Raw genomic sequence first — 20779 nt, 5'->3', positions numbered from 1 at the left:
CATGGCGGGCCTGTTCCGCCGGAGCGGCGGCCCCCGCCGCGTGGCTTCCCCGCCGGCCGAGGTGTCCGGCCAGGCGCCGGCTCCCCGCAAGCTGACGCGTCGCATCACCGATGCGCTTCTGGGGGGCGCGGCGACGATCGCGCTGGCGCTGGTCGCCCTCGGCCTGGGTATCGCGACCTTTGCGCTGCTGTCGGGCGGTACCCCGCTCGGGCCGACCAGCCCGGGGCAGGTCGTCGGCATCGTGCTGGCGAACCTGGTGGTGCTGCTGCTGCTCGCGGCCTCGGTCATCGCACGCTTCGTGCGGATGTGGGCGGAACGGCGGGAAGGGTCCGCAGGGTCCCGCCTGCATGTGCGGCTGGTGCTGCTGTTCGGCGTCGTCGCGGTCGGACCCTCGATCCTGGTGGCCGGCTTCGCCGCGGTGTTCTTCAACCTCGGCATCCAGGCCTGGTTCAGCGACCGGGTGCGGGACACGCTGGAGGCCTCGCTGGTCGCCTCCCGCGCCTATCTCGAGGAGCACCGCAACACCATCCGGGCCGACATCCTGGCCATCGCGAACGACCTCAACCGCGCGGCGCCGGTGCTGCTGCCCGACAACGGGCTGGCCTTCGCGCGGCTGCTCGCGACCCATACGGCCATCCGCGGGCTGACCGAATCCCTGGTGGTGGAACCGACGCTGGGCCAGGTCGTGGCGTCGGCGGGACTGACCACCGGATCGGTCGTGGATGCCCCGCCCTCCTGGGCCCTTGAGCAGGCGCGCGCCGGCGAGGTCGTCGTCATGCCCGGCGAAGGCGGCGAAGGCCGCGTCCGGGCGATGGTGCAGCTGAACATCCCGCCCGGCCTGCTGCTGGTGATCAGCCGCCCGGTCGACCCCGGCGTGCTCGAGCACATGCGCAAGACCGAGCTCGCCTTCCAGGAATACGACAGGCTCGACCGCAATCGCGGCGATCTGCAGATCACCTTCGTCGTGATCTTCGCCATCGCGACGCTGCTCGTGCTGCTCGGTGCGGTGTTGCTCGGGCTGCTGATCGCCAACCGGATCGCACGGCCGATCTCCCGGCTGATCACGGCGGCCGAGCGCGTGCGGACCGGCGACCTCTCGACCCGCGTGCACGAGGGCAAGGCGGACGACGAGGTCGCGAGCCTGTCGCGCGCCTTCAACCGCATGACGAGCCAGCTCTCGGCCCAGCGTTCGGAGCTCATGGAAGCGTACCGCCAGATCGACGAGCGCCGGCGCTTCACGGAGACCGTGCTGTCGGGCGTCACCGCGGGGGTGATCGGCCTCGATGCGGAAGGGCGGGTCAACCTGCCGAACCGCTCGGCTTCGGGTCTGCTCGGGGTCGATCTCGACGCCGCGATCGGGCTGCCGCTGGCCGGCGTCGCGCCGGAGTTCGCGCCCCTGATCGAGGCGGCGCGCGCCCAGCCCGATCGCCCGCAGACCAATGAAATCCGCACCGGCCCGCCCTCCGCGCGCCGTACCCTCATCGCGCGGCTCGGCGCCGAGATGCAGGGCGGCCGCGTCGAGGGCTACGTGCTGACCTTCGACGACATCACGGAATTGTTGTCCGCCCAGCGCAAGGCGGCCTGGGCCGATGTGGCGCGGCGCATCGCGCACGAGATCAAGAATCCGCTCACGCCGATCCAGCTGAGCGCGGAGCGGCTGAAGCGCCGGTACCTCAAGCAGATCCAGGACGATCCCGACACCTTCCGTCAATGCACCGACACCATCGTCCGCCAGGTCGGCGACATCGGCCGGATGGTGGACGAGTTCTCGGCCTTCGCCCGCATGCCGCAGCCGGTGATCCGCCCGGAGGATGTGAACCAGCTGCTGCGTGAGGCGCTGGTCCTGCAGCGCGATGCGCATCCGGAGATCGCGTACGTGACCCGCTTCGCCGACCCGGCGCCGCGGGTGCCCTGCGACCGCCGGCTGATCGGCCAGGCGCTGACCAACCTGCTCCAGAACGCCGCCGACGCGGTCGCGATGCGGGCGGGCGAGGGGGCCGGGCGGATCGAGGCGGCCATCGACGCCACCCCGGATCATGTCACCATCACCGTCACCGATGACGGAGTCGGGCTGCCGACGGAGGAGGACCGGGACCGGCTGACCGAGCCCTATGTCACTCATAAGCCAAAGGGCACGGGGCTTGGCCTTGCCATCGTGAAGAAGATCATGGAGGACCATGGGGGGCGGCTGGTGCTGGAGGACCGTGAAGACGGCCCCGGCGCGCGTGTCACCCTGATCCTGCCGGTTCGGGAGGCCGGCGAGGGCGCGTCGGAATCGACCGGGACCGCCGAGGGAGCGAAGGTTGCGCATGGCGCATGAGATCCTGATCGTCGACGACGAGCCGGACATCCGGGCGCTGATCGAGGGCATCCTCTCGGACGAGGGCTATGAGACGCGCCAGGCGCACAACTCGGATACCGCCATCGCGGCGTTCCGGCAGCGGCGGCCGTCGCTCGTCATCCTCGACATCTGGCTGCAGAACTCCCGCCTCGACGGCCTCGGTATCCTCCAGGCGCTGCATGTCGAGGAACCGCAGGTGCCGGTGGTGATGATCTCGGGCCACGGCACGATCGAGACCGCGGTCCAGGCGATCCAGGAAGGCGCCTACGACTTCATCGAGAAGCCGTTCAAGTCCGACCGGCTGCTGCTGATCGTCGCGCGCGCGCTGGAAGCGGCGCGGCTGAAGCGCGAGAACAGCGAGCTGCGCCTGCGCGCGGGCCCCGAGACCGAACTGGTCGGGGCCTCCTCGCCGCTCGGGCAACTGCGCGGCGCGATCGAGAAGGTCGCGCCGACCGGGTCGCGCGTGCTGATCACGGGACCTGCCGGCGCCGGCAAGGAAGTCGCCGCGCGCATGATCCATGCCCGCTCGCGCCGAGCCGATGGGCCGTTCCTCGTCCTCAACTGCGCGACGCTCAATCCGGCCCGCTTCGAGGAGGAGCTGTTCGGCGTCGAGGCCGGCCCCGATCCGCTCGCCCAGCCGCGACGCGCGGGCGTGCTGGAACGCGCGCATGGCGGGACGCTGCTGCTCGACGAGATCGCGGACATGCCCCTGGAGACCCAGGGCAAGATCGTGCGCGCGCTCCAGGAGCAGGGTTTCGAGCGCATCGGCGGCGGCACCCGGGTGAAGGTCGATGTGCGCGTGCTGTCGACCACGAACCGGGACCTGCAGAGCGAGATCGCGGCCGGGCGGTTCCGCGAGGATCTGTTCTATCGGCTCGCCGTCGTGCCGTTGCGCGTGCCGGCGCTGCGCGAACGGCGCGAGGACGTGCCGGTGCTCGCGCGCCACTTCATGAGACGCTCGGCCGAGACGACGGGCATGCCGTCGCGCGAACTGTCGGAGGACGCGCTCGCGGCCATGCAGGCCTATGACTGGCCGGGCAATGTGCGCGAGCTGCGCAACCTGATCGACTGGCTGCTCATCATGGCGCCGGGCGAAGCCAAGGAAGCGATCCGTCCCGACATGCTCCCGCCGCAGGTGGGCGCGGCGGCGCCGGCGGTGCTGAAGCTCGACAGGTCGAGCGAGATCATGACGCTGCCGCTGCGCGAGGCGCGGGAACTGTTCGAACGGCAGTATCTCGAGGCGCAGCTGCTGCGTTTCGGCGGCAACATCAGTCGCACCGCGAACTTCGTGGGGATGGAGCGCAGCGCGCTGCACCGCAAGCTCAAGTTCCTCGGCGTCCAGGCCGAGGACCGGGCGAACCCGCCGGGTTCCGTCGGCAACGCCTGAAGGACCACGCATGTCCCGCATCGCCTATGTGAACGGCCGCTACCTGCCGCAGCCCGAGGCGGCGGTGAACATCGAGGATCGCGGCTACCAGTTCGGTGACGGCATCTACGAGGTGGTGCACCTCTACGATGGCCGGTTCGTCGACGAGGACCTGCATCTCGACCGCCTGGAGCGCTCGCTGCGCGAGATCGCGCTGCCGATGCCCATGGCCCGGGCCGCGCTGCGGCAGGTGCTGCGGGAAGTGGCGCGACGGAACCGCGTGACGGAAGGGCTGCTCTACATGCAGGTGACGCGCGGCGTCGCGCGGCGGGAACACGCCTTCCCGGCGAAGCCCGTCCCGCCCGCGCTGGTGGTCACGATCAAGCGCATTCCGCCCTATCCGGCCGCGGTCGATCGATGGGGGGCCGCGGCGATCACGCAGCCCGACCTGCGCTGGGCGCGCTGCGACATCAAGACCGTGAACCTGCTGCCCAACTGCCTCGCCCGCCAGGCGGCGAAGGAGCAGGGGGCGATCGAGGCGGTGCTCTACGATCCCGCGACCGAGATGGTCACCGAAGGGGCGGCGACGTCCTTCTGGATCGTGGACGAGCACGGCACGATCCGCGTGCGGCACCTCGACCACGCGATCCTGCCCGGCTGCACCCGCGCGGCGCTGATCGCCGAACTGCGGCAGGCCGGCATTCCGTTCGAGACGCGGGCCTTCTCGCTCGAGGAGATGCGCCGGGCGCGGGAAGCCTTCCTGACCTCCGCGACCTCCTTCGTGAAGCCGATCGTGAAGATCGACGGCCGCCCGGTCGGCGATGGTCAGGTCGGTCCGGTGGTGCGCCAGCTTTTCGACATCTTTGCCCGGCACGTGAAGGGCGGGCTGAAGAACGCCGCGTGAGCACGCCCGCCGCGATCGTCCGCGCCTTCTACGCTGACCTCTGGGAGAGGGGCGACCTCGGGCAATTGCCCGTGCTGATGCATGAGGACGTCGCCTTCCAGGGGACTTTCGGGCAGGTGATGCGCGGCCTCGACACCTTCGAGGCCTATGTCCGCAGCGTCCGGGAGGCGTTTTCCGTCTATCGCTGCGACGTCCGGGACCTGCTCGTCGATGGCGGGAAGGTCGCCGCGCGGGTCGGCTTCTCGGGAACGCATGACGCCGGACCCTTCCTCGGTCATCCGCCGAGTGGCCGGCAGCTCGCCTGGGAGGGCGTCGGCTTCTTCACGCTGGAGGAAGGCCGGATCCGGCACCTGTGGGTGATGGGGGACATGCTCGGGCTGATGGGGCAGTTGCAGGGATGAGCCGTCCGGCCGCGATCCTGTGGGACTGGGACAACACGCTCGTCGACGGGTGGGCGGCGATCGAAGCGGGACTCAACGCCGCCTTCCGCGCCTTCGGCCTGCCCGAATGGGACCGGGCGCAGGTGCTGGCGAATGTGCGCAAGTCGCTGCGCGAATCGTTCCCCCCGCTGTTCGGCCCGGATTGGGAACGCGCGCGGGACATCTTCTACGGAGAAGTGAAGGCCCGGCATCTCGAGGTCGTGGCGCCCATGCCCGGCGCGGCGGCGGCGATCCTCGCCGCGGGGCGAGTGTCGCCGCAGGGCGTCGTGTCCAACAAGCAGGGCCCGCTGTTGCGGGCCGAGGCGGTGCATCTCGGCTGGGCGCCGCATTTCGCGGCGCTGGTCGGCGCGGGCGATGCGGTGCGCGACAAGCCCGATGCGGCGCCGATCCTGATGGCGCTGGAGACCCTCGGCGTGCCCGCCTCGCCGGAGGTCTGGTACGTCGGCGACACGGCGCTCGACATGCAGGCGGCGCGGGCCGCCGGATGTCGCGCCGTGCTCCTCGGCGACGCGTCGCATGATGGCGGGATCGCGGCCGCCCGGCCGGATGCGGTGTTCGCAGACGGCCATGCGCTGCAGGCGCACCTCCTTTCGCTTGCCATTCCCTGACGCTCGGACAACACTCCGCCCGCCGGCGGCCGGAAATGGTTTTCGCCGGACCGCTGACCGGTCGGTGACCGGCAAGAAGAAGGACCGGTCCAATGGCCGCCGAGAAGTCCCAGAACGTGCAGGACGTGTTCCTGAACCACGTTCGCAAATCCAAGACCCCCGTCACGATCTTCCTGGTGAATGGCGTGAAGCTGCAGGGGATCATCACGTGGTTCGACAACTTCTCGGTGCTGCTGCGCCGGGACGGTCACACCCAGCTCGTCTACAAGCACGCGATCAGCACCGTCATGCCCGGCGCGCCGATCATGCTGTTCGACGCGACCGCCCAGGCCGGTGCGCAGCCGGTCGGAGCGGCGCCCGCGGGTGCCCCGGTGTCCGAGACCCGCATGACGCTGACGCGTGAGGTGCCCCCTGGCGGCGGAAGCTGAGGTTCGCGACGGCGGCCCGACCCGCGCCGCTGTCGTCCTGCCCTATGAACGAAGCAACCGCGTCGCCATCGGCGACGCGGGCGGGCAGCGCGCGGCCGAGGCGCGGCTGGCGGAAGCGGTGGGACTCGCGGCGTCGATCGGCGTCACGATCGTCCACGAGGCCGTGCATCCCTTGCGGGAGCGCCGTCCGGCGACGCTGCTCGGCGAGGGCCAGGTCGAGATCATCGGCCGGGCGCTGAAGGACCAGGATGCGGGGCTCGTCGTCGTCGACGCCTCCCTGACGCCGGTGCAGCAGCGCAACCTCGAGAAGGCGTGGGGCTGCAAGGTCATCGACCGCACGGGCCTGATCCTCGAGATCTTCGGCGAGCGCGCGCGCACCAAGGAAGGCGCGCTGCAGGTCGAGCTCGCGCATCTGGAATACCAGCGCACGCGGCTCGTGCGGTCCTGGACGCACCTCGAGCGCCAGCGCGGCGGCTTCGGCTTCCTCGGCGGTCCTGGCGAATCCCAGATCGAGATCGATCGCCGCCTGATCGGCGACCGCATCGTCAAGCTGAAGCGGGAGCTGGAGCAGGTGCGCCGCACCCGCGGGCTGCACCGCAAGGCGCGCGAGCGCGTGCCGTTCCCGGTGGTGGCGCTGGTCGGCTACACCAATGCCGGCAAGTCGACGCTGTTCAACGCGCTGACCGGCGCGGGCGTCTACGCGCAGGACCAGCTCTTCGCGACGCTCGATCCGACCATGCGCGCGATCCGCCTGCCATCGGGGCGGACGGTCATCCTGTCCGACACCGTCGGCTTCATCTCCGACCTGCCGACGCAGCTGGTCGAGGCCTTCCGCGCGACGCTCGAGGAAGTGGCCGCCGCCGACATCATCCTGCATGTCCGCGACATCGCGCATCCCGACAGCGCGGCGCAGCGTGCGGACGTGCTCGGCGTGATGCAGGAAATGGCCGACGGGCCGCATGCGAGCCTCGAGGAAGGCTGGGAAGGCCGCGTGCTTGAGGTGCTGAACAAGGCCGACCTGCTCGGCGGCATCGAGGCGGTGCAGCGGCGCGTGCCCGATGCGGTGCCGGTCTCGGCGCTGACCGGAGAGGGGCTCGAGGACCTGCGCCGGGCGATCGATGCCCGCATCTCCGCCGGCATGGAGACGATCGAGGTGAAGGTGCCGACCAGCGATGGCGCCGGTCTGGCCTGGCTGTACCAACATGGAGAGGTGCTCGCCCGTACCGACGGGGAGGAGCAGATCCGGCTGACCGTGCGCCTGTCCCCCGCCGATCGGGCGCGCTTCGCGGACCGGACATGATTACCGCATCTCAGGCGAACGAGGTCGCCGCCCTGCTGCGGAGCGCGGCGCGGGCGGAGATCGTGCCGCGCTTCCGGCGCCTGGCGCAGGGTCAGGTGCGAGCGAAGTCGGGCCCGCTCGATCTGGTGACGGACGCGGACGAGGCGGCGGAGAAGGTGATCGCCGCCGGTCTGACGCGGATGTTCCCCGGTGCGGTCATCGTCGGCGAGGAGGCGGCGGCGGCCGATGAGAGCGTGCTCGACCGCCTGGCCGGGGCGGAACTCGCCTTCGTGATCGACCCGGTCGACGGGACGGCCAACTTCGCCTCGGGCACGCCGCTCTTCGGATCGATGGCGGCGGCGGTGCATCGCGGGGAGGTCGTGGCGGGTTGGATCCACGATCCGCTCGGCGACGACACCGCGATGGCGCTGCGGGGGGAGGGGGCGTGGATCGCCGATGCGGAGGGCCGGCACATGACCGATCTGCGCGTCGCCGCGCCAGTCTCGGTCGATCGCATGGTGGGCGCCGTTTCCTGGTCCTATCTGAAGGAGCCGCTGCGGTCCCGCGTCGCGTCGCGCCTGGCGCGCTTCGCGGGCATCGTCGGGTTCCGCTGCGCGGCGCACGAATACCGCCTGACGGCGGGCGGGCACGCGCATCTGCAGTTGTACAACCGGCTGATGCCGTGGGACCACCTGCCGGGCTGGCTCATCCACCGCGAGGCCGGGGGCTATTCCGCCCGCTTCGACGGCAGCCCCTACCTGCCGACGCATCGCGACGGCGGGCTGATCTGCGCGCCCGACCGCGCATCCTGGGAAGCCGCCCACGAGGCTCTGCTCGCCCCGTGAGCGACGATGACGAGGATGGCGAGGAAGGCCCGCCGGGCCTTCCGCCAGGCACGCCGTTCTACATGACGCCGGCCGGCGCCGCGGCGTTGCGCGAGGAACTGCGGGCGCTGTGGGAGGATGAGCGGCCGAAGGTGGTCGAGATCGTCTCCTGGGCGGCCTCCCTCGGCGATCGCTCGGAGAACGCGGACTACCAGTACGGCAAGCGCCGGCTGCGGCAGATCGACGGCCGGGTGCGCTTCCTGCGCAAGCGGCTGGAGCGCGTGCAGGTGGTCGATCCGGCGGCGCAGGCACGGCGCGACCAGGTCTTCTTTGGCGCGACGGTGACCTATGCGCGGCTGTCCGACGATGCCGAGGTGACGATCCGCATCGTCGGCGTGGACGAAGCGGATGCGGAGAAGGGCGACATCTCCTGGGTGGCGCCGGTGGCCCGGGCGCTGCTGGGGGCGCGCATCGGTGACGTGCGAAAGGTGCGGACGCCGGCCGGGACGGAAGACGTCGAGATCGTCGGAATCGTCTACCCGCGGTAGCTGGCCCGCGCGGGTCGCCTGAATGTCGTCCTGCCGCGCGATGTCACCCCTAGGCGGGGAGGTGGCGCTCGTTCGAGGGTGGCGCGAGTGCCGCCGCGCGGCGCCCATCCCGCCGTCGTGCCGAAGACCCCCCGTCTCCCTTCGTGCCACGCAGCCGCAGCCACGCCTGCAGCGGGCCATCGAGGCCGAAGTGGACGGCCGCGCCGACGCAGAGCGCACCCACCAGGCACAGCAGCGCGCCCGGCGCGCCCAGCGAGACGTCGGCATGGGCGAGCAGGGCGGCGATGAGGGTCATCGTCGCGAAATGCGTCAGGTAGACCGAGTAGGACATGCTGCCGACGCCGACCAGCAGCCGCGGCGCGCGCAGGCCGCCGCGGTTCTCGAGGGCCGTCGCCGACACCAGCATCGTGCCGACCGCGAGGTCGAGCAGCCCGATCGGCACGCCGTGCGTGTCCCGTTCCCCAGTTCCTTCCCAGATCACATCCCCGACGAAGAGGGCGGTGGCGATCACCAGGGCCAGCCGCAGCCCGATCACCGCCCCGTTCCGTTCGAGCCGTTCGCCGAGCAGGGCGAAAGCGACGCCGATCCCCAGGCCGAGGCAGCGGGGGTGCAGATAGCCGGGCATCTCCGAGGGGCCGGCCGGATGTCCCCCGACCCACAGCAGCAGCACGAGCCCCTGCCAGGCCAGGAGGGCCCCGAGACCAAGCCGCCGGTTGAACAGCGCAAGCGCCACCAAGCCGTAGAAGAGGACCTCGTAGACGAGGAACCAGCTGACGTTGACCAGCGGCTGCATGTCCTGCGGCAGCAGCAGGAAACTCGCCGCCAGGCGCCAGGGCTCAAGCTTCGCGGCCTTCTCGGCCCCGCCATAGCCCATCAGGTACAGCGACAGCGCCGCCAAAGAGACGATCCAGAAGACCGGCAGCAAGCGGCGTGCGCGCTGCCGGAGGAAGCCCGTCGGCGTGCTCCTGGGCGGGCCGTTGCGCAGATACAGCCTCGCCATGACATAGCCGCTGAGCACGAAGAGCAGATCCACGCCGCGCGCCCCGCCGTGGCCCAGGCCGCCAAAGGGCGCCTCGGCTCCCCGTGCGACGAGGACGTCGTCGAGGTGGTAGAAGAGCACGAGCAGGCTCGCGAAGCCGCGCAGCGCGTCGAGCGTGGTCAGACGCTGCAGCGGAACCGCTGCGCCCGCCTTCCGGTCCGTCAGCACGTGGGCTGCATCCTCGGCCTGCGAGATGCCGCCATCTTAGGGGGATCGTGCCGGCCGCCCGTCCGCGCCCGGGGAAAACATGTCGGCGCATCGGATTGCAGGTCACGCGAGCGCACTCGCGTGGAGGGCGGTGCGGGTCAGAGTGCCGCGCGCAGGCGGAGAAAAACCAGGTTCTCGTCATACTCCTGCAGGCCACCCGTCGCGGAGACCCGGTCCACGTAGCGATACTCGAGCGACAGGGCGAGGTGACGGTTCATCAGCCAGGTGGCCTGCGCGCCGAAGATCAGGTCCGTCGCCCGCTGTGTCGGCTGCTGGTACTCCTGCCCGCCGACGCCGGCCCAGCCCGAGAGGATCACGTTCCGCAGCAATTCATGATCCACGCGGAGCTGCGCGTAGTTGCTGACGTAGCTTGCGGTGGTGCTGCGGATGGATTCCTGGATCGACCGGCTGGCCGTGAGGTTCAGCGTGGTGAGGGCCGTTGCGTTCCAGGTGACGTTGGCTTCGACCGCCGGCGTCCCCAGCGACTTGAACTGCGGACCCTCGTAGTCGCGCCACGCGTAGCCGACCGCAATGCGCGCAGCCCAGACCCCGTCGAAGTCGTACCGGAAGCCCGCGAGAGCGGCCCAGGTCTGGCTGTCGCGATCGCGCGAGATCGAGTCCTGGTACTTCACGTCCTGGTAGCGGATGCCGAGCGTGACGCTGCGGCCCTGGACGAACTCGTAGCCGGTATCGAGGCGCAGGATCAGCGAGTTGTAGTCGTAGATCGAGACATCCCCACCCGGGCCGGGGACATTGTCGTAGCGGTACATCGCATAGGTCGCCGACAGGCCGAGCGTCACCCGGTTGAAGCGCGTCGTGCCACCGACGTCGAACTGGTCGACGTTGTAGGGCACCGGCTCCGCGAGGCCCGCCTGCTGGACGTCCACGCTCTGCGGCGCGAGGTGCAGCCGCGAATGCGTGTAGGCCGCGTTCACCGACGTATCGCCCCCGAAGTCGTAGCGGCCGAAGGCGGAAGCGTCCCAGTCGGTCCAGTCGAAATTGCCTTCGTTGAAATAGGTGCGGTTCACGATGCCGGCGCGCACGCCGAGCTGGTGGACCGTCCAGTCGCTCACGAGACTGGCGCGGGCGCTTTCCTCGACAAAGCCGTCGCCGAGGCGGTCCGTGGAGGTGCCGAGCAGGTTGTCGTCGTACCCGACCCCCACCGCTGCCGAGGCGTCGAGCCGAAAGCTGCCGAGCCGGACGCCGACGGGATCGACCTCCGGGCGCGACCGCTCCATCACCGTCTGACCACGATCGGGGGCGACCCGGATGTCTTCCTGCGCGGCCGCACTCCGGGCGAAGAAGGGCAGCAAGGCGAGGGACACGCCGATCCCTCCGACGGCGCATTTCAGCGGGCTGGGCGGCGGCGTGGTCGTCTTACCCTGAGGCATGGATGTTTCCCGCTGGGCCCGCCCGGTTGGGCAGGGTCGTCGCATCTGTTTGCGCAACACTGGCATCGGTAGCAGCCGCAGAACCAGCATCCGATGCGGGGTGCAGAAAAAGACTCGCGCGAGTGCCGCTTCCGGGCACGCTCTCGATCCGCAGCAGGCCACCCGACCGCTCGGCGAACTCGCGCGCCAGGGCCAGGCCGAGGCCCGTGCCGCGGCCGCGCGGCTTCGTGGTGAAGAAGGGCTCCAGGGCCCGCTCGAGAACCTCCGGCGCCATCCCGACGCCAGTGTCGGCGATCACGATGCGGACCCATTCGCCGCCCGGCAGGTCCGTCGAGGCGGTCGAGTCGTCCGGGCTGCCGATCACCGCCGCGGAGATGGACAGCACCCCCCGGCCGGCCTCGGCCATCGCGTCCCGGGAGTTGGTCGCGAGGTTGATCAGCATCGCCTCGAGGTCGCCCGGTTCCGCGAGGACCCGAGGGAGCTGCGCCGGCACGTCGACACGCACCGCGTAGGCCTCGCCGAGCAGTTCCTGCATGACTTCGGCCAGTTCGCCGAGCACCGGCCGGACATCGGTCGGTTCGGCCGGCTGCTCGCTTCCCCGCGCGAGCGCCAGGAGATCCCGGGCGCCCACGGCCCCGCGACGCGCGGCTGCCCGGGCACGCTCGACGAGGCGGAGCGTAGCGGCCCGGTCGTCGAGCGAGCCCGGGATCGAGCGCAGATAGAGTTCGACAGCCTGCAGCACGTTGCCCATGTCATGAGCCACGCCTGCGGTCAGTCGCCCCAGCGTCTCGAGGCTCTGTCGCTCGGCGAGCGCATGAATGGCGGCCTCGTGATCCCGCTGCGCCTGGGCGAGCGCTTCGGAGAGCCGGCGGCGTTCCCGGGCGCCATGCACGAGCGCCACCACCAGCGCCGCGAGGACCGCCGAGAGCGCTCCGAGGAGCCACGGCCAGGCACCCGGTCCGGTGGGCCCGACCGGAACGGCGGCGAAGGCGACCAGCTGCGTGCCGGGGACCGGCGTCCAGGCGACCGCCGTCGCCGCCGCGCCCTGGTCGGCCTCGACGACGTAATGCCCCGCACCGACACCTTTCGCCTGGGCCGCGAGGGTTCGTGCCGCCCTTCGCAGGTCAGGTTCGGTTCCGGCCATCGGATAGAGACGCGTGCCGCCGGCGTCCGCCAGCCCGACCGCCGAGTGCGGCAACCCCCCTGGCGCCTGGAGCGGCAGCCGGACCGTCCCGAGGATCGGACCGGTGCCGGGGAGGGGGGCATCCGCAACCCGCTCCTCGAGGACGAGGCGCAGACCCGACCGGCCACGCTCCGCGGCGAGGCGCGGATTCACCGGTGCCGCTTCGGGCGCGACGCGACGAAGGACGACTTCGGCGTCGGACGGTGTTGCCGCATGAGCGGCACCGTCCCGGCGTGCGACAGCGGTCCGGAGGGCGGCCCGTGCATGATCGATCGTCATGGAGACCGAGGCCACGGTACGGACGACCGCCTGTTCCGCCTGATGGACGGCGGCCGTGCGCGAGGCCAGGCGCACGTCGCCGGTGTTGAAGTGGACCAGCGCCGGCACGACGGCGGCCGCGACAAGGGCGCAGACCATGCCGGTCAGGTGCCAGGGCCAGGACCGACCATGCCAACGGGTCCGAGAGGCGCGGATCAGCGCACGCATCGGCGCGCGGTCCCGCGATGGCAGTCGGGCACCCTGATGTTCGGCATCGCTCCGGTCAGCACGGAGGATGTCCGCTTATTGCGTCTTGGTTGATAGCGATGGGGATTTCTCAATCATGAAGGCAACTCCCCTCGCCCCCGCTCAAAAAATGGCACATCGGACTTGCTAATGACAAGTCTTCGTCCTTATTGATTTGATCTAGAACCATTATCGAATATACCTCGGAACGCCTAGCGGCCAAGTTCTTCGCTCGCGTCCGGTTTCTATTCTTCTGAGTGAGGTGTTCATCATGAATACAACCACTCCAATACATGTTGTCGACGACGACTCCGCGATCTGCGAGTCGATGGCCTGTCTGCTCGCGCAGAACGGGTATGAGGTACGCAGCTACGCCTCGGCGGACATGTTCCTGGCCGATCCGGCGAGCCAGTCGGCCCCGGGCACGCCCCTGCTGGTCGTGAGCGACGTCCGCATGCCGGGTAGCAATGGCGTGAGCATGCTGCGGACCCTGCGCGAACGTGCGTCGGCCTGCGGAGCGCCCCTCGCGGTGATCCTTCTCTCCGGCCACGCGACGATCCCCCTGGCGGTCGAGGCGATGCGCGAGGGCGCTGTCCATTTCCTCGAGAAGCCCGTCGACCCGGATCTGCTGCTCGAGACGGTGGCCGCGGCCTGTCAGACGCTGCGGCCGGCGGTGGAGGAATCTCCCGCGCGCGCGCGTCTGCACGCGCTGACCCCACGGGAACGCGAGGTCCTCGCCGCATTCGTCGCGCGGGGGTCGAACAAGGCCGTCGCGAATGCGCTGCACATGAGCCCCCGCACGGTCGAGGTTCATCGCGCACGCATCTTCAGGAAGTCAGGTGCGAGCTGCGTCACGGAGCTGGTGCGCATCGCGATCGAGGCCGGCATGGTCGACGCGCGCGCTCCGGTCCAGCACGCCTGATCACGATAAATGTGAGGGCGATCACGTTGCTTCCTGGTTAGGGGTTTTCCGTATGGCGGTGCACAAAACCCGCTCGTAGCGTCCCGGTGTTCGAGGCGATCCACGCCACCCCCCAGCGCGGAGAATGCCATGTTAATCAGGCATGAGTCAGGCGCAGTTCCACTGGAACTGCGTGGTTACACCCGATTGCCCGAGCGCCGCATGCGCCGAGGCGAGGTCTTCCGGTCGTCCGACCGCGGCGACCTCGTGGCCTTGCGTGTCGTCGAGGGTTGCTTGCGCGTCTGCCACCCGTTGCATGACGGCCGCCGGCAGATCACCGACTTCCTGATGCCCGACGATGGCATCGGGATCGATGAGGTGCGCCGCCACAATGGCAGCATCGAGGCAGTGACGCCTGCGCGTGTCGCTCTCCTCACGGCCGATACCGCTGAAGCGGAAGGCGAGAGCGAACTCGCTCAGGCCCGCATCGGTGCCATGCAGGCGCGGCTCTTCATGCTCGGCCACAAGAACGCCCGGGAGAAGCTGGCCGCGTTCCTGCTCGAGATGTCGGAACGGATCGCGCCCGGCGAGGCCAGCTTCCGCCTGCCGATGTCGCGCTACGACATCGCCGACTACCTCTGCCTGTCACCGGAAACCGTTTGCCGCAACTTCACGCAGATGAGTTCCGACGGCCTGATCAGCCTGCCTGATTCGCAGACCGTTCAGATCCTGCACCGCGCGCCGCTGGAATTCATCGGCCGGTGATCTGCAGCATCGGCGGTGGTTCGTTCGCCACCGCCGGTGCCGCCTGGCGGCCCAGCGGCTGCCGCTGACGTTGGCGTGAAGCGGCGTCGATCAGGATGCGGATCGCCGCGGCGCCCACGACCCCCAACTGCACGAAGAAGATCGGCGTCGTGATCACGGGTGCCGAAAAGGCCGCGGCGAGCAGCTGACCTGCCAGCGCCGCGCCGAAGCAATCGACCGCAATGGCAGCGGGGTTGCCCGGTTCCGCGACGGTCCGCGCGCGGCGGATCAGCCGCATCAGTCGCAGCGTGAACCATATCGCCGTGAACAATCCGACGATCCCGCCGCCCGCCAGCAGCCCGGGCAGGATGCTGGAAGCGCGCGTGCTGCCCCAGCCGACGCCAAGGCCGCCGCTGGAAAGGAACGCATTCCACGCCACGGTGTTCATCAGGCTGCGTTCGGTGAAGGAGTCGGAGTCCGTCTTGTCCAAGGTCATGCCGACCACTTCGGCAATCACGTCGAGGAGTTCGGGGCGCAGGATCAGCAGCCCGGCGAGCAGGACGAGCGCCAGCGTGCCTGGCACCGCCAACACGCCGATCATCCGACGCACGGCGGCACCGCGCCCGGCGAGAGCGGCCAGGATCAACTGCGCCGGCAGGCCCACGACGAGCGCCGCGATGCCGGTGGTCGAGGTCGACAGGAAGGTCGCCAGGCACGCCATCACCAGCAGCAGGTCCGGCCGCATCACCCGGTGTCCCCTGAGGCAGAGGCCCATGCAGGCGACGGCGAGCCCCGCGAGATAGAAGGCCAGGGCGGAGGGTTCCGGAAAGGGTCCCTGCAGACGGGGCAGGCCCCCGATATTCTGCTCGACGATGCTCCAGCCGGGGTTGGAGTAGATGATGCTGGTGGGGAAGGGGAGGCCGATCGTCCGGCTGGCGAGATCCCAGGCCACCAGGACCATCACGAGGTAGCCGGAGAACAGGTAGGCCTTCACGATGCTGCGCCATGCCGTGCCGGCACGGCCGGCGGCGAGGGCCGTGGCCAGGGCGAGCGCCACGTTGGCCGCAAGGTAGGCGACCTGGTTCAGATTCCCCTGGCCCGGCGCGATCGGCACGGGCTGCGGTTCGATGTCCGCGAATTTCTGCGGCCAGACGATGATGCGCCCGGCGAAGGTCTCGGGCAGCAGGACGGCGGTCACGGCGGCGTAGGCAAAGCAGATCAGCAACGGTGCCATGAGGTGCAGCGCGGGCCCCTCGGCGATGCTCCGTCGGCCCGCGAGGTACTGGGTCGAGACCAGCCCGACCAGCATGAGCGCCGGCAGCAGCGCCGGGGGCATGCCGAAGCCGCCGACGATGAGGCCTGCCGCGGCATCGAAGACGCCGGCGATGAACACCAGCTGCACAAGCCGCGTCGCGGACCCCGCGTACCAGAGGCAGAGCGCGAGGACGACGAGACCGATGGCGGTCGCGCTCACCCCCGGCCATCCCCCGGATGGCCGTAGTAGCCACGATGATCGCGGTAGAGGTAGGCGAGCCCGTCGCTGGCCTGTCGTGCGAAGTGCCGCAGCTTCACCTGCGTCATCACCGCGCCGACCACGTGCGCGCCGCTGGAGTTCAGCAGGCGCAGGGCGTCGCGCGCCGCGGCCCGAGGTGTACGTTCCCAGCGCACGGCGAAGACCGTCGCATCGGCCTGCCGCGCGACCAGCAGCGCATCGGCCGCGGGCAGCACGGGTGGCGTGTCGATCAGCACCAGGTCGAAGTTCTTCGACGCCCAGTCCAGGAGCTTGCCGAGGCGGGGGGATCCGAGGAGTTCCTGCGCATCGCCCGCGATGGAACCGCTTGGCAGGACGTGCAGGCCCTTCTCGACCTCCCGCAGCACGTCGCGGCCGTCGCCGACGAGATTGCCGGCCAGGATCTCGGCCAGCCCCGGCGCGCCGCTCGGACCGAGCTCCGGCAGTTCCGGCGGGCTGCGCAGATCGGCACAGATCAGCAGCACGCGCGATCCGCTGCGCGCCGCGCTGCGCGCAAGCCCCAGCGCAAGGGCGGATTTGCCTTCGCGCGGCAGGGCGGAGGTGACGACCACGGTTCGCGTCCGGCGTTCGGTGCCCATCACCTGCAGCACGCCGCGCAACCGGGCGATCGAGGCGGAGTACTGCGCCGCGGCGACGCTGCTGCCGCCCTTGCGCGCGCGTTCGCTGGTCTGCGGCAGCACGCCGATCGAGGCGATGCCGAGGGTCGATTCCAAGGTATCCGGCGTGGAGAAGCCTTCCCGCAGGCGCTCGAGCCCGAAGACGAAGGCGATGCCGGAGACGAGAGAGGCACCGAAGGCGATGAGCAGCAGACGACCGCGCTTCGGGCTGCTCGGCGATTCGGCCGGCACGGCCTCCGACACCAGTTCCGCATCGGCTTCCTGGATGCCGGAAGCGTTCGCGAGCTGCGTCGCGCGGGTGAGAAAGCTCTCATAGATCGCGCGATTGGCCTGCGCCTCGGCCTGGAGACTCTGCAGGCGCACCTCGGCGACATTGTCCTGCGCGACCACCCGTCGCAAGGCGGCCAGCCGCTCCCGCAGCGATGCCTCCTGCGCACGGGCGGCCGCCACTTCGCTCCGCAGGCCGTTCAGCGCATTCGCCATTTCTTCCCGCAGGCGGCGCTGGAAGCCCGCCCGCTGGGACCGCGCCGCCTGGAGATCCGGCGCCCGCGCGCCGAGCGTCGCCGACAGCTGCGCCTCACGCGCGCCGGCCTGCGCCTCCTGGTCGCGCAGGGTCCGGATGATGGGGGAGTTCATCACCTCCGGTAGCGCATCGACGCGGCCGCCATTGCGCAGCGCGGCTTCCGCTTCGGCCAGCTGGCCTTCCTTGCGCAGACGCTCGGTTTCGGCCGCGACCAGCTGGCGGGCAATGTCGTCCAGCTGCTGACGGTTGATGGTGAGGGACGGCGTCACGCCGTTGCGGGTGCCGATGAGCTCGGTCAGCCCGTGCTCGATGCGATAATCCTCGATGGTGCGCTCGGATGCGCGCATGCGATCGGCCAGTTCGTCGAGCCGCGCGCTGAACCAGGCATGCGCCCGTTCCATGGCGGCGCCCTTCTGGCGGCGCCGGAACTCCAGCAGTTCGGCGGCAAGCGCGTTGACGATCCGCGCACTCAGCTCCGCGGAGGGGGTCTCGATCCAGATGATCAGAACGTGGGATCGCGGCTCGTTCTGGACACCGATGCGCGAACTCAGGATCGCTGCGGCGGTTTCCCGCGGATCGCCCGAGCTCGGCCACCGGGCCGCTTCCGGGAACAGTCCGAAGGTGTCATGCAGCATGATGGTCAGGCGCGTGAGCAGGCCCGGCCCGCCGCTGAATCCGGGGGCGCCGGCCAGTTCCAGCCGGTCCACCACGCGCCGGGCGATCGCCGGGGAGCGCAGGATGTCGATCTGCGTCCTGATGAGGTTGGCATTGCCGGCATCCGGCGAGATCGCCTGAAGGTCGCTGACCTGGGTGTTGCGCGGCTCGATCAGGACGGCGGCTTCGGCGCGATACTCGGGCGTCGCGCGGTTGAGCCAGGCCAGCATGCCGCCGACGCCGAGGAGCACGATGAGCACGACAAGCCAACCGCGTCGCCGCAGCACCGCGAAGAGCCGCCGGACGGGGACGCCGATCGGCTCCTCCTCGCGCAATGTCTCCGGCCCGTGCCGGAGGGGCGGCAGGTGAAGCGCTGGCACGGTCATGACGGGGGTACTCTCTGATAGGTCATCGGCCGACTCTCATGCGCCTGGCTGGCGGGCGCGAACCGCGTGCGAGCGCCCGAGGCCGACACCACCGCACGATGGCCCGCGCCGCGGTCCGCCCGGGCTGGCGCAAGGCCCTGCGACGGCGTCGCCACCCGTCGGGCGGCCGCCCCGAGGGCAAGGATCCGCTCCGGCGACAGCCGCCCGCGAACCGCGTCCATGAGGCCGATCAGGTTGCCGTGCAGCCGCCCGCGCCGATCGACCCATGGTTCCGGCCGCATCGCATAGAGCATGTTGGCTGCGAGGTTCCGTCCGATCTGCCGGACGGCGCGGCGCATCGTGTAGGTCGGCACCCGCGTCGCGATGTAGAGCGGGTTGATCACCTGCGAATAGCCGAGCTGAAGCCCCGGCGAACGCCCGGCCTTCACGCCGAGATGCACGCCGCGCGCGCCATCGACGCGCAGGATCGAACCGTGCGCCGCCAGCCGGCAGGACAGTTCCACATCCTCCTGCCAGGCGTAGAGCGGCAGCTTCTCGTCGAACCGCAGGCCGGTCTTGCGCAGCACGGGCAGGCGCATGGCCATGTTGCAGCCATAGCCGTTCGCCACCGGGCGCACGCGGAGAGGCTCTGTGCTGCCGGGATCGCCGGCGAGAATGCGGCGGCCTTCGGCGAAGGACAGGCCGACGCCCGTGACGCCATCCGCCAGGACCGTGCCGGTCGCCACCACGACTTCCGGCCGCGACAGGAACAGGCGCTCGATGACCGCGAGGTAGTCCGGCTTCGGCAGGAAATCGTCGTCAAGAAAGAGGATCACATCGCAATCGCCGACTTCGGAGAGGATGCGATTGCGCTGCCGACAGAGTCCTGCCTCGGATCTGAGCCATTCGACCGAAGGAGGTCGCCGGTCCGGCGGCGGCAGATCCTCGTCCCGCGCGTAGCAGACGATGATGCGATCGGCCGGACGGGACAGGCGGCCAAGCTCGGCAACCGTCTCGAGGACGATCGCCTGCCGGCCATAGGTCGGTATCCCGATCGCGATTCTCATCCGCGCTCTCCCTGAGCGACGCCGCGGGCGCTCGAAGCACCGCGGGCGGTTCGCCCCCGCGGCGCGGTGGTGCCGGCAATCCGCGCAGCGACCGCGGCGCGGAGCTGACCACGCCGTTCCGGCTGCTGGGCAAGGACGGCGGGGACATGGAGCGCGAAGCCCTGCGCCGCCGCATGCGCCGCTTGCGACAGTCGGTCCCAGCGGGCCGGATCGTCGGCGAGCCCACGCAGGGCGCTTGCGGCGGTCTGAAGGTCGGGTTCCGCCCAGACGCTGTCCCGGTAGATCCCTGCCGGATCGTCGACCGGCACCAGGCGGGCAGGCACCATCACCGCGCTGCCGGCATCCATGAAGTCGACATTGCCCGACCACGCCGTGGCGACGACCGGAACACCGCGTGCCATCGCCTCGAGCATCGGGAGCCCGAACCCTTCCGCCCGATGCAGCGAGAGCAGGACATCGACTGACCGATAGAGCGTGTCCAGCGCTGCGTCGTCGAGGAAGTCCCTCAGGATGGTCACGTTCGGCGATCCGGCGGCGAGGCGCTCGACGTCGCAATCCGGGTCCGGCGCGCCATTCAGCTTGATGATCAGGCGAGCCGCGTCGCTGTCGCCGAAGGCATGCCGGAACGCCGCCAAGGCGCCCGCCGGATTCTTCCGCGCGAAGCTCGATCGACTGTCGCCGAAGCAGAGGACGGTGAATGGGCGACCGGCCTCCCTCAGGCGCCGCTCGCTGCCCGGGACTACGTGCGGGACGACGCGGACCGGTCGATCCGTCAGCCGCCGCAGGCTCGCCTGCGCGAAGCGGCTCGGCGTCCACACCTCGTTGACCAGGCGATCGTAGCCGTACCAGTCCTGCGGCGGGTCCGGTAGTTCCCAGGCCCAGTAGCCGATGCGCCATGCGCTTGCGGCGGCAGGCATGACGGCGGCGAGCAGCTGCGGCGTCTGCGGCGCTCCGCAATGCAGGATGTAGGTGCTCGCCGGCGTGTGGCGCACGCGGAACAGCGGATTGCGCAGCGCCTGGCCGGCATCGATCAGCTCGACCTCGAAGCCGAGCCGCTCGAGCAGCCTGAACTGCAGAAGGGCACCGCTCGCGATGCCGTTGCGACGCCCGAGCGCGGCGACGACGGCGATCCGCCCGAAGGAGCGCGGCGACGACCGGCGCGCAATCGCGAGGTCCAGCGCAGCCGCGCAGGTCCGCGAATACGCCTGGGCGAGCATGGGCTTCAAGGACGTCCGCCAGGCACTCATGGCAGCGCCCGATTGATTGCGATGACCATCGTCGGAGCCTGCGCAGCGAGCATGCGCATTGATGGCGA

Annotated in this window: 18 protein-coding genes; 11 read left to right on the top strand and 7 right to left on the bottom strand. The window is 70.3% G+C overall.

The genetic code is table 11. The annotated features are described in order from the left end of the window. Position 1: 1 nt before the first annotated feature. The 9 genes from GWK16_RS14745 to greB all read left to right on the top strand — a co-directional run bounded on the left by GWK16_RS14745 (position 2) and on the right by greB (position 8738). A complete protein-coding gene (locus GWK16_RS14745; RefSeq protein ID WP_170054717.1) occupies positions 2–2320 on the top strand; it encodes a sensor histidine kinase NtrY-like in 2319 nt (772 codons plus the stop codon). Continuing rightward, positions 2310–3728, top strand: a complete 1419-nt coding sequence (ntrX, locus tag GWK16_RS14740; RefSeq protein WP_170054716.1) for a nitrogen assimilation response regulator NtrX — start codon at positions 2310–2312, stop codon at positions 3726–3728. The genes GWK16_RS14745 and ntrX overlap by 11 nt, the downstream gene beginning before the upstream one ends. A gap of 10 nt (positions 3729–3738) precedes the next feature. Continuing rightward, entirely contained in the window at positions 3739–4611 is an 873-nt protein-coding gene (locus tag GWK16_RS14735) for a D-amino-acid transaminase (protein ID WP_170054715.1), read from the top strand. Beyond that, complete coding sequence (locus GWK16_RS14730) at positions 4608–5012, top strand: ester cyclase (protein ID WP_170054714.1); 405 nt, start codon at positions 4608–4610, stop codon at positions 5010–5012. The genes GWK16_RS14735 and GWK16_RS14730 overlap by 4 nt, the downstream gene beginning before the upstream one ends. Then, on the top strand, positions 5009–5659 hold the full coding sequence (locus tag GWK16_RS14725) for an HAD family hydrolase (protein ID WP_170054713.1): 651 nt from the start codon (positions 5009–5011) through the stop codon (positions 5657–5659). The genes GWK16_RS14730 and GWK16_RS14725 overlap by 4 nt, the downstream gene beginning before the upstream one ends. 92 nt (positions 5660–5751) lie before the next feature. Then, positions 5752–6087: an RNA chaperone Hfq gene (gene hfq / locus GWK16_RS14720; RefSeq protein ID WP_170054712.1), complete on the top strand. Its 336-nt coding sequence runs from the start codon at positions 5752–5754 to the stop codon at positions 6085–6087. Then, positions 6059–7387 carry a GTPase HflX gene (hflX, locus tag GWK16_RS14715; protein ID WP_338144481.1) on the top strand — a complete coding sequence of 443 codons (1329 nt, stop codon included), beginning with the start codon at positions 6059–6061 and terminating at the stop codon, positions 7385–7387. Before hfq ends, hflX begins: the two co-directional genes overlap by 29 nt. Beyond that, complete coding sequence (locus tag GWK16_RS14710; protein WP_170054711.1) at positions 7384–8211, top strand: inositol monophosphatase family protein; 828 nt, start codon at positions 7384–7386, stop codon at positions 8209–8211. Before hflX ends, GWK16_RS14710 begins: the two co-directional genes overlap by 4 nt. Continuing rightward, positions 8208–8738, top strand: coding sequence for a transcription elongation factor GreB (gene greB, locus GWK16_RS14705; RefSeq protein WP_170054710.1), 531 nt, complete (start codon positions 8208–8210; stop codon positions 8736–8738). The genes GWK16_RS14710 and greB overlap by 4 nt, the downstream gene beginning before the upstream one ends. Before the next feature lie 49 nt (positions 8739–8787). Here greB and GWK16_RS14700 read toward each other — a convergent pair whose 3' ends face one another. The 3 genes from GWK16_RS14700 to GWK16_RS14690 form a co-directional block, all read right to left on the bottom strand. Beyond that, on the bottom strand, positions 8788–9945 hold the full coding sequence (locus GWK16_RS14700) for an acyltransferase family protein (RefSeq protein ID WP_170054709.1): 1158 nt from the start codon (positions 9943–9945) through the stop codon (positions 8788–8790). A 137-nt stretch (positions 9946–10082) separates the two neighbouring features. After that, a complete protein-coding gene (locus tag GWK16_RS14695; protein ID WP_170054708.1) occupies positions 10083–11375 on the bottom strand; it encodes an outer membrane beta-barrel protein in 1293 nt (430 codons plus the stop codon). Next, positions 11362–13044, bottom strand: coding sequence for a sensor histidine kinase (locus tag GWK16_RS14690; RefSeq protein WP_170054707.1), 1683 nt, complete (start codon positions 13042–13044; stop codon positions 11362–11364). The genes GWK16_RS14695 and GWK16_RS14690 overlap by 14 nt, the downstream gene beginning before the upstream one ends. A 289-nt stretch (positions 13045–13333) precedes the next feature. On the opposite strand from GWK16_RS14690, the gene GWK16_RS14685 reads away from it, so the two are divergent. Both GWK16_RS14685 and GWK16_RS14680 read left to right on the top strand, forming a co-directional pair. Next, positions 13334–13984: a response regulator transcription factor gene (locus tag GWK16_RS14685; protein ID WP_277613628.1), complete on the top strand. Its 651-nt coding sequence runs from the start codon at positions 13334–13336 to the stop codon at positions 13982–13984. Positions 13985–14113: 129 nt separating this feature from the next. Continuing rightward, complete coding sequence (locus GWK16_RS14680; RefSeq protein WP_170054705.1) at positions 14114–14728, top strand: helix-turn-helix domain-containing protein; 615 nt, start codon at positions 14114–14116, stop codon at positions 14726–14728. Here the strand turns inward: GWK16_RS14680 and GWK16_RS14675 are convergent. The 4 genes from GWK16_RS14675 to GWK16_RS14660 are packed head-to-tail and all read right to left on the bottom strand — an operon-like array spanning position 14715 to position 20681. Continuing rightward, the gene (locus GWK16_RS14675; RefSeq protein ID WP_170054704.1) at positions 14715–16181 is read right to left on the bottom strand and encodes a hypothetical protein; all 1467 of its coding nucleotides are present in this window, start codon (positions 16179–16181) and stop codon (positions 14715–14717) included. The genes GWK16_RS14680 and GWK16_RS14675 overlap by 14 nt on opposite strands. Continuing rightward, positions 16178–18418, bottom strand: coding sequence for a GumC family protein (locus GWK16_RS14670; RefSeq protein ID WP_170054703.1), 2241 nt, complete (start codon positions 18416–18418; stop codon positions 16178–16180). The genes GWK16_RS14675 and GWK16_RS14670 overlap by 4 nt, the downstream gene beginning before the upstream one ends. Beyond that, the gene (locus GWK16_RS14665) at positions 18415–19464 is read right to left on the bottom strand and encodes a glycosyltransferase family 2 protein (RefSeq protein WP_170054702.1); all 1050 of its coding nucleotides are present in this window, start codon (positions 19462–19464) and stop codon (positions 18415–18417) included. Before GWK16_RS14665 ends, GWK16_RS14670 begins: the two co-directional genes overlap by 4 nt. Further along, positions 19461–20681 (bottom strand): glycosyltransferase family 4 protein, encoded by a 1221-nt coding sequence (locus GWK16_RS14660; protein ID WP_248291403.1) that lies wholly within the window; start codon positions 20679–20681, stop codon positions 19461–19463. The genes GWK16_RS14665 and GWK16_RS14660 overlap by 4 nt, the downstream gene beginning before the upstream one ends. Positions 20682–20779 lie beyond the last annotated feature (98 nt).

This window comes from Neoroseomonas marina (assembly GCF_012927745.1).
Taxonomy (GTDB): Bacteria; Pseudomonadota; Alphaproteobacteria; order Acetobacterales; family Acetobacteraceae; genus Neoroseomonas; species Neoroseomonas marina.
Note: the sequence above shows the minus strand (reverse complement) of the source record. Positions and strands in the feature narration are given on the sequence as shown.